This is a genomic window from Stieleria sp. (genome assembly GCF_041595215.1).
GTDB lineage: Bacteria > Planctomycetota > Planctomycetia > Pirellulales > Pirellulaceae > Stieleria > Stieleria magnilauensis.
In genome coordinates, this window is sequence record NZ_JBFHKV010000050.1 from 1 (window position 1) to 16558 (window position 16558).

The 16558-nt window shown below is 58.9% G+C and carries 9 protein-coding genes and 1 pseudogene; 5 read left to right on the plus strand and 5 right to left on the minus strand.

Features of this window, described 5'->3' with window-relative positions; all coding sequences use genetic code 11:
• Both ABX749_RS03510 and ABX749_RS03515 read left to right on the plus strand, forming a co-directional pair.
• On the plus strand, positions 1–684 hold a 684-nt coding region (locus tag ABX749_RS03510), incomplete at its 5' end, for a glycosyltransferase (RefSeq protein ID WP_372894781.1).
• Positions 685–755: 71 nt separating this feature from the next.
• Complete coding sequence (locus tag ABX749_RS03515; protein WP_372894782.1) at positions 756–1742, plus strand: sulfotransferase; 987 nt, start codon at positions 756–758, stop codon at positions 1740–1742.
• 72 nt (positions 1743–1814) lie between these two features.
• Here the strand turns inward: ABX749_RS03515 and ABX749_RS03520 are convergent, their stop codons facing one another.
• The 5 genes from ABX749_RS03520 to ABX749_RS03540 form a co-directional block, all read right to left on the minus strand.
• Positions 1815–5609: a DUF4347 domain-containing protein gene (locus tag ABX749_RS03520; RefSeq protein WP_372894783.1), complete on the minus strand. Its 3795-nt coding sequence runs from the start codon at positions 5607–5609 to the stop codon at positions 1815–1817.
• Between the two features lie 257 nt (positions 5610–5866).
• Positions 5867–6823 (minus strand): glycosyltransferase family 2 protein, encoded by a 957-nt coding sequence (locus ABX749_RS03525; RefSeq protein WP_372894784.1) that lies wholly within the window; start codon positions 6821–6823, stop codon positions 5867–5869.
• A gap of 20 nt (positions 6824–6843) precedes the next feature.
• Entirely contained in the window at positions 6844–8181 is a 1338-nt protein-coding gene (locus tag ABX749_RS03530) for a glycosyltransferase (RefSeq protein ID WP_372894785.1), read from the minus strand.
• Between the two features lie 210 nt (positions 8182–8391).
• On the minus strand, positions 8392–11112 hold the full coding sequence (locus ABX749_RS03535; RefSeq protein WP_372894786.1) for a DEAD/DEAH box helicase: 2721 nt from the start codon (positions 11110–11112) through the stop codon (positions 8392–8394).
• Positions 11113–11272: 160 nt separating this feature from the next.
• On the minus strand, positions 11273–13597 hold the full coding sequence (locus ABX749_RS03540; protein WP_372894787.1) for an FAD-dependent oxidoreductase: 2325 nt from the start codon (positions 13595–13597) through the stop codon (positions 11273–11275).
• A gap of 321 nt (positions 13598–13918) precedes the next feature.
• Between ABX749_RS03540 and accD the strand changes: the two genes are divergently transcribed.
• The 3 genes and pseudogenes from accD to ABX749_RS03555 form a co-directional block, all read left to right on the plus strand.
• Positions 13919–14755 carry an acetyl-CoA carboxylase, carboxyltransferase subunit beta gene (accD, locus tag ABX749_RS03545; protein WP_372894788.1) on the plus strand — a complete coding sequence of 279 codons (837 nt, stop codon included), beginning with the start codon at positions 13919–13921 and terminating at the stop codon, positions 14753–14755.
• A 7-nt stretch (positions 14756–14762) separates the two neighbouring features.
• Positions 14763–15692, plus strand: a complete 930-nt coding sequence (locus tag ABX749_RS03550) for a serine/threonine protein kinase (RefSeq protein ID WP_372894789.1) — start codon at positions 14763–14765, stop codon at positions 15690–15692.
• 95 nt (positions 15693–15787) lie between these two features.
• Positions 15788–16558, plus strand: a pseudogene (locus tag ABX749_RS03555) (arginine decarboxylase); the annotation flags it as partial.

A 16558-nucleotide genomic window follows, 5' to 3' on the forward strand; every position in this document is an offset into this window, starting at 1 on the left:
GACGCCTCGTCCGATGACTCGGTCGACCGTATCAAGGCGATCGGAGATTCGCGAATCCGATTGATCTCGAATCCAAACAACTGCGGTATCTCGCGGGTGCGCAACCAATTGCTCGAAGCGGCCAGCGGCCGGTTCTTGACGTCGCTCGACGGCGACGACTTGTATGTTGATCCGCGAAAGCTGGCTCGCGAGTGGGAATTGTTGCACACGTGTCCAGATCCCGAACGAACGATCGTCTACAGCGACGTGAGGTGGATCGATGCAAACGGCCAAACGATGCTGCACTCCAGCGCGATCGCGCCGCCGATGGAAGGCATCTTGTACCAGGCGATCTTGGACCGTCGCGTGATGATCCCGCGTGACTTTTTGCTGTCGGCTGAACTGGCTCGCAGTGTCGGCGGATTTGATGTCGACCTGCCGATCTACGAGGACTGGGATTACAAGCTGCGGCTCGCACAGAAAGCGGTTTTCAAGTACACCGGTGCGGTCGGCATCGGCTATCGTCGACACGGCAGCGGTCTGTCCGCCGCAGCCGCACCGTTGCATCAAAAATGCCAAGCGGTGATTCGAAAGAAACATGGCGGCGAAGGCTTTGACGGCGATCCGATGCGATTGCTCTCCCTGGCCGGACGACTGCATGGCATCTTGACCCGCAATCGACTACGGGACCGCAAGGCCGCCTAATGCTTTGTTGAGTATGAATTTTAGGATTGGCCGAGCACTCGCCGCTCCTTCTACTGAAGAGTGATTTTGTTGTGACATCTTCTGTCGTGTTTATCGTCTCCCAGCCGCGTGCGGGTTCGACGCTGTTGCAAACCATGTTATCCCGGCACGATGATGTTCATGCCCCCGGTGAAGCCTGGTTGATGTTGCCGCTGGTCCACGCGATTGCTGGATCTCGCCGTGACGTCCAATCCCCCTATGATCAATGTTTGGCCGACGACGCGGTCGGCGAGTTTGTTCGCGAAAATCTGAGCGGCGGATGGAGCGAAATGCAAGCCGAGATCGGTCGTGCGGCGGCGCGGATCTACGAAGCGGCGCGCGTCCGCGCCGGCGCAAGCGTTCTGATCGACAAGACACCCCGCTACTACTGGATCATCGAAGACTTACTGAGTCTGATCCCCGATTGCCGCATCATTTTGCTGCGGCGCAACCCGCTGGCGGTTTTATCATCGATCATGGAAACATGGACACGTCGCACGCGAGTCGGTTTCTTAACAGATTACCGCGGCGACTTGCTGGAAGCACCGGCGCGGATCGCAGCTGCGATGTCGATCCAGGACGACCGGATTCACTCGCTGCGGTACGAAGATTTGGTGCGTGATCCCGCGCAGCACTTGATGCAACTGCAATCCTTCATCGGCCTCCACCCCGTCGACGGTCTACAGCACTACGGCAGCGCCGAGCGACGCACCTATGGTGATCCCAAAGGGGTTCATCAGCATGCTGCGGCGCAACTCGATTCGATCGAAAAGTACCTGCGTCGGGCGGCGACGCGTGCGACCGACTGGAGATTGATGGACGACTACCGGCGTCATCTCGGCCGCGATCTGCTGCATCGATTGGGATATGACAACGACGCGTTAAAACGACAACTCGACGCGGTCAAACCGCTGGGTGCGGCGCTAGCCCCGACACTGTCGTCGCAGGTCAGTCCACGGCCGGCGGAACCGCGACGCAGCGCGATCCGATTGCGACGCATGGCGGCGGATGTCGTGACGAAGTTGGGTAAGGCGGCGTGAGCGTCCCGTTTGCGAATCACTGCGATTCGAGACGGCAAGCAAGATGCTGATCTCGACTCCTGTACCCACCGTTCAAATCAGCACGAATCGTCCGATCGATCCAGACACGATGTCGACGTAATAGAGCAATCCATCGGGGCCTTGCTGGATGTCGACGGCAAAGTTGGCTCCGGTTGCGAACACCCCAACGGACGTCAAGTTGCCTGCCGCGTCGACGTTTCCGTGTCGGACAACGCCGCTGGCAAAATCGGCGTAGAACACGTCGTTGTTGTACTGTGGACCATAATTCAGATTCCAGCCGACGCTGCCCAAAACGATCACGTCGGTCCCCGCGGTGTGTGGCTGGGCGATGAAGGCGGGGCTGGCGGGCTGGCCCGAATTGTAAAACGCTTGGGCCTGCGGCAATCCCTGATACGACGGCGTGCGGCGATTGACCCCTTGGCCGCCCTCGTAATAGGGCCAGCCAAAGTTGGTTCCTGACGGTCCGGTGTTGATCTCTTCAAAACTGACCAGCCCGGTTTCGCCGATGTAGAGTCGTCCGTTGTTCGGGTTCACCGAAAGTCGCCAGGGATTTCTCAACCCGAGCTGATAGACTTTGCTGCGGTTGGAATGAACGTCCCCGTCGAAGAACGGATTGTCGCTGAATCCTTGGCCGGTGATGGGATCGATACGAAGGATCTTGCCGGACAGGCTGTTGGGATCTTGAACGCGCAAGGCGCGGGGATCGGTTTGATTGAAGCTGGCGCCGTCGCCGATGCCGACGTACAGGGCGCCGTCGCCGCCGAAGGCCAGTCCGCCGACGGTGTGGGATCGGCTGTCGCTGTTGATGAAGTCTTGGAGGTAGCTGCCGTCGGGGTTGAGTCCCGCCGGTGGTTCGTTGAAGTTCAAGGTGCTGTCGACGAACCCGTTAAAGTTTTCCCAGGTGCTGTTAGCGCCCAGCAACGTGATGCCGCTGTCGGGGATGATCGTGGTGTAGTTGGTTGACGCATCCAGCGTCAGTCGAATCAGCCGGCCGGCTCGGTTGCCCGAACCATCAGGACCGGCCAGCGGGTTCCCCACGTGGTTGTAGACTTCTGGCGGATCGACCGTGTAGTTGATGTACAGATAGGGATTGTTGAACAAATCCGGGTGCAGTTCAAAATCGACCAGCCCGCGATCTTGGACATTGTTGGTGATCCCGGAGAGGTCCACGACTTCGGTCAGCGGTCCGCCGTCGCGAGAGACTCGTATGATGCCGGCTTTTTCACCGACGTACAGGTTGCGTCCATCGGGTGACCATTCGACGTTCAGCGGTTGATTCAGTCCCGTGATGATGTCTTCTCGGATGATTTCGCCGGTCGGCACGGTGGGCGGATCAGCAGCCGGCGTATCCAGCGTCACACTCCAGGACCGAATGGAGGTGTTGTTGTAGGCGTTCCCGGTCGAGGCCGCGAACCCGACGTAGGCCTGATTGCCGACGATACCGTCCAGTTGCAGCGTCGTTTTCATCAACGCAAATTCGGGCTTTTCATTGGTATCGGAAAGGTAGACCGCCAGGCTGTCACTTTGCCCGTTGTAGTCGACCCAGGTGTAGTAGGTCCGCCCGTCGTTGAGATCGTAGGGTGATTGAATCGTGCGGACCGGAGTGACGAGCACACCGTTGACGGTGATGGTGATTTCGTCGGCAAATTGTTCGTAGCTGTTTTGGAACGTATCCAGTTCGATTCCGATGGTGTTCTGTTGGGCGTTGTAACCGAGTCCGCCGGAATAATTACCGATGTCCTGTCCGGCGGTACCACCGGGAGAATTCTGGATGATGAAGGCCAATCCTTCACCGCCGGCGGATCCCTGTCCGCCACTGAATTGCGCGGCAAAGGTCGCTTGGAACGAGGTGTCGGCGTTCACGCTGATCGGCGTGGTGTAATAAGCCGAGCCTCGTTGCTGTGGGGCCGCGGCGGTCAGTTGTAGCTTGCCGTTGTTGAGCGTTGCGTTGCGGTTGAGCTGCAGATCGGCGGCGGAGTCAAACGAGGCGTAGGTCGGCAAGCCCTGATCGATGTCCAGGATGTTGATGGTTGCCGTGCGTGGGGCGAGCAGACTGGCGTTTTCGGATCCCGTCAATCGAAAACTGAACGACTCGGTCCCTTCGGCGATGCCGTCTTGCAGCAGCACGACGGTGACCGACTTGCTCGTTTCACCGTCGGCAAAGACCAGCGTTCCGGAATTCGCGATGAAGTCACTACCCGCGGTGGCGGTTTCCGAAGCCGTGGCATAGTGGACCGACGCCGTCCCGTCGCTGCCGCCGACACGCGCGATCGTCAGCGTGACCGATGCATCGGATTCGAACACCGATGCAAAATCCTCCGCCAAGACAAAGCTGCCAGATTCGCCATTGTTTGGAGGGTCGACCGGTGGCGGAGGGGAGTCGGCTAAGTATTGAAAGCGGCCGTTTCCGTACAACGTTTCGCTTTGATGGAACCCGGACACAATGCCTTGGCCTTCGATGAAAAACCCGGTCGTGTAGGTCGACGGGGCTTCGGTTTCGAACACCTGGGCTCCGATTCGAATTCGATCGACTTTCAAGTTTCGATCGATGCCGTTGTCGGGGTCATAAAAGTCATTGGTAAACGCGATCTCGATGCGATCGGCAGAGACCGTCTGGTTTGCCGTGTAGGTGTATATCGACTGGGTGGTCGAAACGTTGTCAAAGGTTCGCACAACGTTCCCGTCGATGAGCAGTTCCATGCGCTCCTGTCCCGTCTTGCCTGACGCATCGATGGAGATGACAGATCCGCTGCCGTTGCCGGTGGAGGCGAATTGGAAGTAGCCGTTTGCGTTCAGGTACTCTGATTGGCGAAAGCCCGGAACCACGCCGTCCTCGGCTCGCCACGACCCCGTTGAAAAGACCGCTGGGTCTTCGGTTTGATAGGTCACGCCGTCGACGACGATCCGATCGATGCGGAGGTTCCGATCAAATCCGGTCGCAGGGTTCCACCGGTCGTTGGTGAAGTTGATTCGGATGTCATCGACGGAGGCGTTGTCGATGCCGACACTGAATTCGCCGAAGAGTCGATTGCTCGCGTCGGTGCCCGTCATGGTCCACGTGCCGACGACGTCGCTGCCGATTTGCAGCTGCATTTCCTCCTCACCGATTTGACCGGCGGCGTAGATCTGGATTGACAGCGCGGCTGGGAACTGTGCCAGGACGGATCGGTCCAGGTCGTCGGCGTGTGTCACCGACCCGATCGTTTGCTCGAGGTCCCAGTCGGCTTCGTGACGGGTGCTGCCGGTACGATCAACCGACGCGGCAACGTCGAGTCCGGTGACGGTAGCGATCTGGCGCAAAAACGTTTGGCCTTCGGCACCCGCGGCCACGTCACAGCCGTAGATCAGCAAGTCGCCGCCGGGGGCAAAGGAGGCTTTCCAACGCGTCAATTCCGCAGCCCGATTGGCGACCGTGTCCGCGTCCACCCGAGCTTGCCCCAATTGCAATCGGCCGGGCTGCCCGTGACTGATCAGGTGCACGCTGTTGAGCCCGGATCGGTTGGACAGGATCTCAGAGATCTGTGAAACGGCGTCGACGGATCGATCGAGCACGACCAACTCGGCACCGGCGGGGATCGCGTCGGTGAAATCAAAGTCGTCGGCGACGCTGGGATCGACGATCACCAACGTCGCTGTCGGGTTCAGCGACACCGCCGAGCTCTGAATCGAATCAGCCACGGGGCCGGCGGCCGCCACTTCAACCGGCTCGGCGACCGGTACCGCAGCGACTGCCGCGCCGGCGTCGGCGGCCAGCATGATCCGCGGCTCCATCGGACCGGCGGTCCATCGGGGGGATCGACGTGTTTGACGGCGTTTGATGCCCGTGGTGGCGCGTGAGCGAACCATTGCAGCGACCGAGCTTTTTGGCAAAGAGAATGTGGCTGAAAGATCAGCTTCTGACGTTACTCCCTGAGTCAAGCAAAGCAAGACAGACCCGCTTGATCATCACGCGAATTACAACGTCTGGTCCGATCGTATCGGTTTCGCGGCGCGCTTCGTCGCGACCCGGATCACACTCGCGGAAATGACGCGTCAGATTGACGCGGGCGGATAGATGTGGGCGGTGGCCGTTAAAGAAGTGTCGGAATCTACGCCTTGCTCGCTCAGGCGGCGTGGCGTTTCCAGAACACTCGTTTGCTGTTTCGTCGCATCTGCCGCCAATAGTGCTTGGACGTCAGCAAGCCCGGCTCGTCGGCGGCGAGTGCCAACAGTGAAAGGATTCGTTGTTCGGGAGCTGAGTTCGACGATTCGATGACACGTCGCGTCATCCTGCTGTGGCGGAGCAAGCGCTGTCGATGTGCGGCCGAAATCCGATCGTCGTCCGACGTGAGGTAGGGCGCGATTCGGTCGAGCAGTTCCAAAATGCTGGCGTTACGCGCCGACGTTTTTTGACTGGCGTGAATGCGGAACGCAGCGAGGGGCCGATCGGTCTTGGCGACCTTCATTCCCGCATCGAAACCCCGCAACCAGTAATCGAAATCCATCGTGTAGTAGAGCGATTCATTGAACGGTCCGAGTCGGTCGCTCAGTCGTTTCGTCCAGAACACTTCGGGTTGGATAAAATTTCGATTGGGATTCGGGTGAAGCCAGTGATTCCACAAATCGACGATTTCGGCCAACGTTGAAATATCCGAACACTGATCGCGAAGTCGTTTTCCGTGCGCGTCCACTTTTCGGCAGACACCGGAAAAGAGATCTGCATCGGGGTTCTCTTTCCAAAGTGCGACGATTCGTTGGAAAGCGCCCGGCAGATAATAATCGTCGCTGTTGATGTAGGCGCAGATGTCGCCATCGACTCGATCGAATCCTTTATTGATCGCATGGGATTGACCGCGATCTTTTTCGCTACACCAATAGGTCAGTTCGCTGTCGTGCTGTTTGATGATGTCGACGGATCCATCCGAACTGCCTCCGTCTACGACAGCGTATTGCAAGTGAAAGTCGCTGTCACGACCTTCTTGCGTCAAGACACTCAGGATCGTTTGCTCCAAGTACTCTGCCTGATTGTACGATGGGGTAACGATTCGGAACGTGGGACGGCGATGATTCGACGATGACATGATGACTTACCAGGAGATCGTTAGGCAGCGCGACGCTGTGTTTGGTTTTCGGACCCGATCAGACTTCGATAAAGTTCCATGTAGCATTGCGCCTGCGTATCGGATTGAAACTGATTCATGATCAGATCCCTGGCTTGGGCACCCATCGCTTGCATGGCATCCGGGTTGGCGATCGCGGTCTGCAAACGTCGTGCGAGTTGGGCGGCGTCACCATTGTCGGCGAGCAATCCTGTTTTGCCGGGAATCACGTAGTCGGGGATTCCACCGGCATCGAATCCGATCACCGGCGTACCACACGCCATCGCCTCCAGACCGGTCAACGGAAGATTGTCTTCGGTCGATGGAAGGACGAAAACATCGGCCGCGCTGTACACCAGACGGCGCGTGCGATCGTCTTGAACGTTGCCGACGTGGATCATCTCCGGCAACGTTTTGGTCGCATCGGAGAGCGTGCCGCTGCCGAAGACCAAGCCGCGGACGTTGGGATTCGACCCCACACGTTCCAACGCCGCCAACAGTTCAGTCGCGCCCTTGCGGCGGCTGCCCAAGTTCATCGCACCAAAGCCGATGATGAAGGCATCGGGCTCAATGCCGAGCGTTTCACGGGCAAATTGTTTCTGCATCGGGTAGAGCTTGTCGGTCGGCATTCCATAAGGAATTCGGGTGAACGATTTCGCGTCGGCCAGTAACGGACTGGATTGCGCCAACCCCAACAACCAACGGCTCGGCGCGACGATGTGCAGATTGATGTCTTTCAAGGCGCGGCGTTTGGTTTCGAACGCCTGAAAACTGACATCGGTTTGACCGGACCGTTTGACTTGGGGGCAGTTTCCGCAGCCGACACGAAACCGTTGGCAGCCACCGGCGAAGTGGCAACCGCCGGTCAGGGCGTTCATGTCGTGAAGTGTCCAGACAACCGGTTGGTCTGAATCCAGCGAACCGAAGAAGCTGGGGAAGTCGATGAACTTGGAGATCCAATGCAGGTGGATGAGATGCGGCTGGGCAGGGTCGGCGGCTGCGGGGTGATCCAGCGGAGGCCAAGGAGTGAACGGCTGACCGTGCGGCGAAGTAAAGATTTCTGCCCCATCTTTCGCGCCGCGTGTGGCACGTTTGAACGACTGGCGATGCACACGAAACCGGACCCGATCGAGCGCATTTGGCAACGACCCCTTGCGCGCCCATTGGGTGCTATAGAACTCGTCGGTATCAAATTCGGCACGCTGCGAATCGCTGAAGGATTGACCGGCAAGGTATTGAAACCGACTTTGGATTCCGCGGTTGCGCAGCGCGGTGTGCAATTGTCGCGCAGCCGTCGCGGCTCCGCCGCGAAGAAAGCTGTTGAAATGACTGACAAACACTGGATCCCACCGGAAAACGAAGCTTAAGAGAGTGTCGGACTCTTTTCACTTCAATCGCCGGAAAGGACGGCAAACGATGAGTGGTCTGCCGGCGGATTCAGCTGGTCTGGTTTGGCAAACTATTGCGGTCAGGATGGACTGGTGATGAGGATTAGTCGGGTCGGATCGCGGTCATCCTGGTCGTGATCCACACCCGATCAAAATCAATTGTTACGAATCGAGCAACTTTGCCAGCGTCGTGGCGAGACCACGCAGCGCGTCGGTGTCCGGCAGCGTGATCGTCAGTTGTGGCCGTCCCTGTTCGTCTTTGTCGACACACTGAGACAAGCGATCGGTCAAGGTGGCGACCGTTTCATCGCTGGGTGCTTTGTCGCCAGCCGATGGAATCAGTTCGCCGGCCAACGAGAGCGCCGCGGTGATCAGGCCGCTGGTCGCGGCGGCGACTTTTTCTCGTTTCGCTTGCAAGGCTTGAGCTTCGGCCTCGACCCTTCGCTGTTGGCTTTCGTCCACCGGCGCGGCGGGCAACGGATCCAAGATGACTTCCAATCGGCGTCGCAAGTCTTCCATGCCGCTGACCATCGCGACCTCGGACACGTCGCTGTCCATGTCGATCGATGCGTCGGCGAGTTCCTGTTTCGACGCCAGTGTCTCCAGCAACCGTTCTTCGATGGTGTCGCCGACGGTGACCAATTTGTAAATGTGGACGGGGTTCTTTTGTCCCATCCGATAGGCGCGGGCGATGCGTTGTTCCAGAACGGCGGGGTTCCAGGGCAAATCGACGTTGATGACTGTGTTGGCCGCTTGCAAATTCAATCCCGTCGACCCGGCGTTGGTCATGCAAATCACACGGCATTGCGGATCGTTTTGAAAACGCGACACCAGTTCGCCACGTTTCTTTTGCGGCACTTGTCCATCCAGACGGACGTAGTCACAGGCCATCGTGTCCAATCGTCGTTCGATGCGGTCCAGCATGCGTCGCCATTCGCTGAACAACACGATTTTCCGCGTCGGGTCTTCGATCAGCCCTTCCAACAATTCGGTCAATCGTTCCAGCTTGCTGCTGTATTCGGTTTCCTCCTGGTCGATCAGATACGTGCTGTCGCAGGACATCCGCGCCATCAGCAACGATTTTTGCATCCGCAGCAAGTCCATTTCGGTCATGAACTTTTTGTTGACGATCTGGGCCACGATGGCGACATGGGAATCGTTGATTTCTTTTTGTTCGGCCGTCGGCTCGATGCGAATCACTTCGTCGATCCGTTCGGGAAGCTGCTTGGCGACCTCGCTGCGCGTGCGACGGAGCAGGATCGGTTTGAGCGATTCGCGTAGCTGGTCCAAGCGGTGGTAGCCCAGCGTCTTGCCGCGTTCATCGACCACATGGTGTTTGTGAAAGAACTCGTACGCCGGCCCCAAACGGTCTTCGTCCACGAACCGCGTGACGGTGAACAAATCGCCCAGCCGGTTCTCAAGCGGTGTTCCCGACAACACCAATCGGAACGGGCTTTCCAACTGCCGGATCACGTTGCTGGTTTTCGACTCCCAATTCTTGATCCGCTGACCTTCGTCCAAGATGATCAGATCCCAGGGCACCTCTTCGATCGCGGTCAGGTCACGGAGGACTTGTTCATAGTTACAGATCGTGAAGAACGCGTCGCTGCGATATTGCTCGTAGCGCTCGGCGCCGGTGCCGAGCACGATTTGGGTTGTTCGGTCACTGAAGCGTCGGATTTCATTTCGCCACTGCGTCTTCAACGAGGCCGGAGAGACGATCAGCACGCGTTTGATGTCGGCCAATTGGGACAACAGTTCTGCGACGCCGATGCCTTGAATGGTTTTGCCCAGTCCCATGTCATCGGCCAGGATCGCGCGTCCGGCGCCTGCGGCGAACGCGATGCCGTCCAACTGGTAAGGCAACAGGGTTGCATTGAGCAGTTCTGTTCGTAGCGGGTGATTCTCCGTGTCCTTGCGAATCGACTCACAGGCTTGGCGAACACGCTGTTGCGTCAACTGGCGTTGAATAAACGCTTCGGCATCGGGATAGATCGTGACATCCTGCCCGGCGTTTTCCAACGCGGAGATCCGCGTCATCGCGTCGGACGCGTCGGTGATCGGGGTCGTGTTTGCCTCGCCGACGATCTCTTCCATTTTGGGATCGACCTTCGTGGGCAGATGAAACAGCAGACCGCGATCTTCGCCGTAGCAAAGGGCCAGCGAAAGCTTTTTGCGGCGGTAAGGCGAACGCAGTTTGGCGGCGGGGAAACGTTTTTGAACCTTGGTTTGGACGTGCAGAACATGTTTGCACGTTTGCAGTTTGTTGGTGCGAAAATCGGGACACGTGCAATAGGCCTGGCCCGTATCAAACCCTCGCAGCGCGACGCGATAGGTTCTGCCGGATCGTTCGCTGGTGACCAGGTAATCCGTCCACGGCTTGGTCGTGTTGGTCGATCGCACTTTCATGCGTTCTTCGGCGGCGCGCTTGACCCGGTCGGCGATCGCTCGCTGATGCAGCTCTTCCGGCGTCAGGTGTTCCAAGGGAACCGATTCGTCGGGCGGTTGTGCCAGTCCGAGGTCGCTCTTGGATTGCAGCAGATGGTCCAGTGCCGCGCCGACGTGCAAGCAGGGGGTCTCGCATTGGTTGCAGTTGACGATCAATTGCCGACGGCGTCCCGACTGCAGCGTGATGGTCGCGACCGCCACCCCGTTGTCGGCTTCGGCGTCGGGAAGTCGGACGCGGAACAGGTCGCCGCCCAGAAAGACATCGTCGTGATGGAGCTCAAGAAACTGTGCCCCCTGGCGGATCAAGGTGGCGCCTTCGTCACCGAGCAACTGACAGGCTTGGGAGAACGTCAACGACCCGAGTCGCTGGTGGAAGACGTTGCCTTGTTTGCGTCGGACACCTGATGGTGCCGATCGGGTCTTCGTTTGACTCATCTGCCTTCCGTTCTTTGGTTCCGTGGTCGATTGACGCAGAACGGGAATTAGAACGGGATCGGAGACGACTGGCAAGTTTGTTCTGGCCTGCCGATGAGTGCGCGGCAACCATGCAGGACGGAACGTCATTCCGCCCTGCATGCGTCACGTCAGCCGTCGGTCACTTTGCCGGAATCATCTGGACGGCATCCAGATGCACCAGACCGTTGGCTTGTTCGGTCAAGATCACGACTTTGATTTCTTCGTCCTTTTCGACGTCGATGGTCGCGACCGGCGTGAACTGGCGGTCCTCGGTTCCCTGGTAGTTCACGCTCTCGCGTACCACTTGATCTCCGATTCGAATCTCGACCGGAGCATCGGTGGCGCGATTGTTGAAACGGTCATCGGCCGGAGAGCAACCGACCAGGATTTGAAATCGACCGCTTTGCGGGGCTTTGAGCGTGTAGGTCGCTTGGGCCCCCGAGCCCGGGCCGGCGTACTTGTAGCTGTAGGCGACGTATCGATCATTTCGGCCGCCGCCGCTGGTCCATTTCCCCTTCAGCTCTGCTTCACGATCGTCGATCACGATGCCTTCGAAGGACGCCGGATCTTGGCCGGTCATCGGGCCGAATTTGGATGCCCGTGGCAGTGCCCCTTCGTCGATCGTGATCGGAGCCGACGGAGTGCTGCGACGCGCCTTGCCCGGCAATTCCAACAATTCCAGCAGCTCATCGAGGTGGTTTTGATAAACGTCGCGTGGGGTGCAATCGCGAAGGGCGCAGATCGACGCTGCTTTGCCGACGACTTCGCCCATCATGCCACAGGTCTTCATCACGCGAACGGTGCCGAGGGCTTCGTGGGTGACGCTGACGTTTCGTCCGGCCATGAACAGGTTGTCGATGTTCCGGCTGTAGAAACAGCGATAGGGGACGGGGTAGCCGTAGGATCGATCGACGCGGCGGTCATGGACGGCGACGCTGATAAACGGGTTGTCGGGATATTTTTTGGCGTATTGTTCCTTGGGGTAATGCAGGTCGATCGACCAGGTGCTGGGGACACATCCATCGGGGAAATCGCGTTTGGCGACGATGTCATCCTGGGTCAGAACGACGTCCCCGAGCAACCGATTGCTCTCGCGTGGGCCACCGACGTAGGCGACCCAACTGAGGACGGCGGTCTTGTGATCGGCGGCGCCGTCGCGGTTCTTCATGGCGTTGAACGCGCCGTAGACGGCGCGCAAATTCCAGTCGCGGATGCCTTCGGCGTCACCGATCGCGTCCTTGTCAAAACCGCTTTCCCAAAACCACTGACCGTGGTGGTCGCGGGGATAGGGAAAGTCTTGCATTTCCAAATCCAGCGCCCACGGCGTTTCGGGAAACGACTTCGGTGAATCGGTTTCATCCCACCGCCACATGTTGCTCATCCCCATTCGGCCATCGGGCGCCATGTCGCTATCGGCACCAACAAATTGGCCCAGCCAACCGTGACCGGTGCAGTCGACGAAACGGTCTCCGAGCATGCGAACGACCTCGCCGGTTTTCGTGTTGAGCGCATCGACCGAGACGATGTGGTTGTCTTGGACGACGGCATCGAAGGCGTGGTGATTGAGCCACAGATCGATCTGGGGCTCGGCGCGAACGACACGTTCTTTCAGATCATCGCCGAACTCTTCATAGCGGCCGGGTGATTTGGTCGCTTGGTCGGCGAACTCCTCGATGATCTCGCCGATCCGGGGGAACTTCCCGCGGCGGATATTGCCCATCGCCCAAACACGCACCTCGCTCGATCCGTTGCCTCCCAAGACACCACGATCTTGGATCAGGGCGACGCGGCATCCCATCCGGGCGGCGCTGATTGCCGAGCCCATGCCGGCGTAACCGCCACCGACGACCACCAAGTCATACGGTCCACGTTGGAGCGGCTCGTCGGGCAACCCCAATTGCTTCCGTCGCCAATCCGACAACACCTTGTCGGCCGGTGGCGGTGGGTCGCTGTCGAGTTGCGTCGTCAGGTAAAGACAATCGCAACGGCCGTCGAATCCGGTCAAGTCTTTCAGCCGCAGTTCCGTTTTTCCTTGGGACAGCTGGATCGTTCCCCCGTCTTGCCAGCCCCACGTCGCGCCCTCGGTGCCGAAGGTTTCGTCGAGCGTTTGGTCACCGATCTGAATTTGGAATTTGCCAGGGTGCCCGGGGGCGTCCCAGCGAGCTACCCAGTCGAAGGTGCGGGCCCAGACGCGGTAGGTCCCGGGTTGTTTCACGTCGATCTGGGTCACGGCGTCGTCGACCGGCGTGCCCAGTCCGTGCGCGAGCAGGTAGGGAGACCCCATCTGCTGGATGAACTGGGTGTCCAATTTCCACCCGCCGGGATCGTCAAAACTCTCGGTTTCGACAAAGATCTCGGCCGCGGGGGCCGAATTCAACACGAGGTGCGGCGTGCAAACCGCCACCAGCACGGCCAACGGTGCCAGGAAGCCCCGGAATCGTGATTTGGAGAGATTGCCAATCATGGTTGTGAGTCGGAAACAGTAGGGAGGAAAGGGGGTTGGGCAGGATACTTCGTTAGTGGAGCAAACGCCCAATTTGGACATCGATTCTCGGAGATTTCAGCGTTTCGCTCGGCCTGAGAAATCGTACCGCCCTAGACAGACCGCCCGATCGCGAGGTTGGATTTCAATTAGGGGCTGAGAAAAACGACGTCATCAGCTAAACTACGTGGCCAGACAGGCCGACGGACAGCCTGCGCGCTCCACCACTCCACTGCAAGCCGATCGCCCGAAACGCTTCGATTCTTTCGCATGGACACCCTCGAATCTCAGCCTCATTCTACCATGCCCGAACCTAGCGATTCCCCCCAGGAGCCACCCAAGAAACGGGGCGTCCCCGAAGGCTTGTGGCTGAAGTGTCCCGGTTGTGGGACCAGCGTCTACAAAAAAGAAGTCGAACAGCGACTCAACGTCTGCCCCAAGTGCGACCACCATTTTTACGTTTCGGCGGCCGATCGAATCGTCCAGGTGGTCGATGAAGGCACGTTCGAGGCGATGAACGAGCACCTGCGGCCGACCGATCCGCTGGAGTTTTCCGACCGCAAACGCTACGCCGAACGACTCGTCGGGGAACAAAAGCGAACGGGTTTGTCCGACGCCGCGATCACGGGGACCGGCATGATTCGGGCCCGCCGCGTCGCGCTCGCCGTGACCGACAGCGCGTTCATCATGGGAAGCATGGGCTCGGTGGTGGGTGAACGTTTGGCGCGGTTGATCGAACATGCGACCACGCAAGACTTGCCGCTGATCATCATCAGCGCCAGTGGCGGGGGGGCACGGATGCACGAAGGCATTTTGTCGCTGATGCAAATGGCCAAGGTCAGCGCCGCACTGGCCCGCTACGACAAAGCGGGCGGCTTGTTCATCAGCGTGCTGACCAACCCCACAATGGGCGGTGTCGCCGCCAGTTTCGCCTCCCTGGGAGACTTGGTGTTTGCCGAACCCAAAGCCTTGATCGGGTTTGCCGGCCCGCGAACGATCAAGGCGACCATCGGAATTGAATTGCCCGAAGGGTTCCAGACCAGCGAGTTTTTGCTGGAACACGGCTACATCGACCGAATTGTGCATCGCAAACATCTGAAAACTGAAATCGCCCGCGCGATCGACTATTGCGGAAAGTAGGTCATCCATGGGGATTTTTGATTCCGTCAAATCGATGCTCGGCGGCAGCGGCGGCAGCAGCAGCGGTGGACGCATCGATATTCAAAAGCGGTTCACGCTGGAACGGACGGCGTTCACCGGCACGATGGCCAAGTTTGTCGTCGCCAAGGACCACGACCATGGCGGTCGCCTGGTCGGGATAAAAATCCTGGACCCGGAAAAGGTGGAGCTGTTCGAAAGCCGGTTTCGCCACCTGAAAAAACCGTCCGAGGGCGAAATCGCCCTGAAAATGCATCACCCCAACGTCGTCGAAACCTATGAAGTCGGCATGTCCACCAATGGGCAACCGATCCTGATCATGGAGTTCGTTGCCGGGCCGAGCATGCAGAACATCATCGTCCAAAAGCAGGAGCATCATGTCGCCGGCAAACGAATGATGCTGATCCGTTCGATGTGTGAAGCGCTCAAGTATGTGCACAACCAGGGCTTCATCCACCGTGACATCTGCCCCCGCAACTTCATCCTGCTGCCGGAGTCCGAGGACGTCAAACTGATCGACTTTGGGCTGACCCTGCCGGCCACCCCGCCGTTCATGGTGCCCGGCAACCGCACCGGGACGCCGCTTTACATGTCGCCCGAAATCGTCCGCCGACGGCCGACCGATAAACGCGTCGATCTGTTCTCGCTCGGCGTCACGTTCTACTGTTTGATCGCCTTTTGCCATCCCTGGCAGGGGGATGTTGTCAGCGGACGGGCGGCCCTGCATCACGACACCTCGCCCCCCAAACCGCTGGTCGATGTCTGCCCCAACGTCGATCCCTCGTTGGCCCGCGGTGTGATGCAGTTGATGCACCCCAAAGTCGAAGAGCGAACGCCGACGATCGAACAGTTCATTCAGCGGATCGCCAAGGTACAAAGTGTCTACCAAAACGGGGCGCCGAGTCCCGAGTTGAGCTGACAGGCCCGCTCGATTCCACTACGCTCTGTCGTTGAACCCTTTCCCAACACGTCTCGGTCGACCGATCGAGACCTCTTTCTTGAGGCAATCAAGCATTGAAGCAAGTTCGTCAGGATCGCTGGACGGTCCAAGATTCGGTGGCAGAATATGGTGTCGATCGCTGGGGCGACGGATATTTTAGTATTTCCGAGCAAGGCACGGTGGTCGTTTCGCCTTCGCGAGATGAACATACGTCTATCGATTTGAAGGCCCTCGTCGACCAACTCGTCGACCGCGGGCTCAGCTTGCCCATTCTGCTCCGCTTCAACGGTATCCTCCGCGACCGACTGCATCATCTGCACGATTGCTTTGCCCAGGCGATTGACGAAAACGGCTACCGGAACCGCTATCGCTGTGTGTTCCCGATCAAGGTCAACCAACAGCGCGAAGTCGTTCAACAAATTGTCGCCGAAGGCGCCGCGTTGGGTTTCGGCGTCGAAGCCGGTAGCAAGCCCGAGCTGCTGGCCGCCATCGCGATGAGCGACGCTTCGGTGCCGATCGTTTGCAACGGTTTCAAAGACGAAGAGTACATCCGTTTGGCGATGATGGCCCAGCGGCTCGGGCGAACCGTGTTCCCCGTGGTCGAGAAAGCCAGCGAGTTGGATCTGATCTTCCGCGTCGCGTCGGCCGTCGGCGTCCGCCCGACGATCGGCATGCGGGTCAAACTGGCCACCCGCGGCAGCGGCCGTTGGCAGGCCAGCGGCGGCTACCGCAGCAAATTTGGACTGACGGTGGCGGAGGTTTTGGCGTCGCTGGACCGCATGATCGAGATGGGATTCGAGGATTGTTTTCAACTGCTGCACTTTCACGTCGGCAGCCAGATCGGA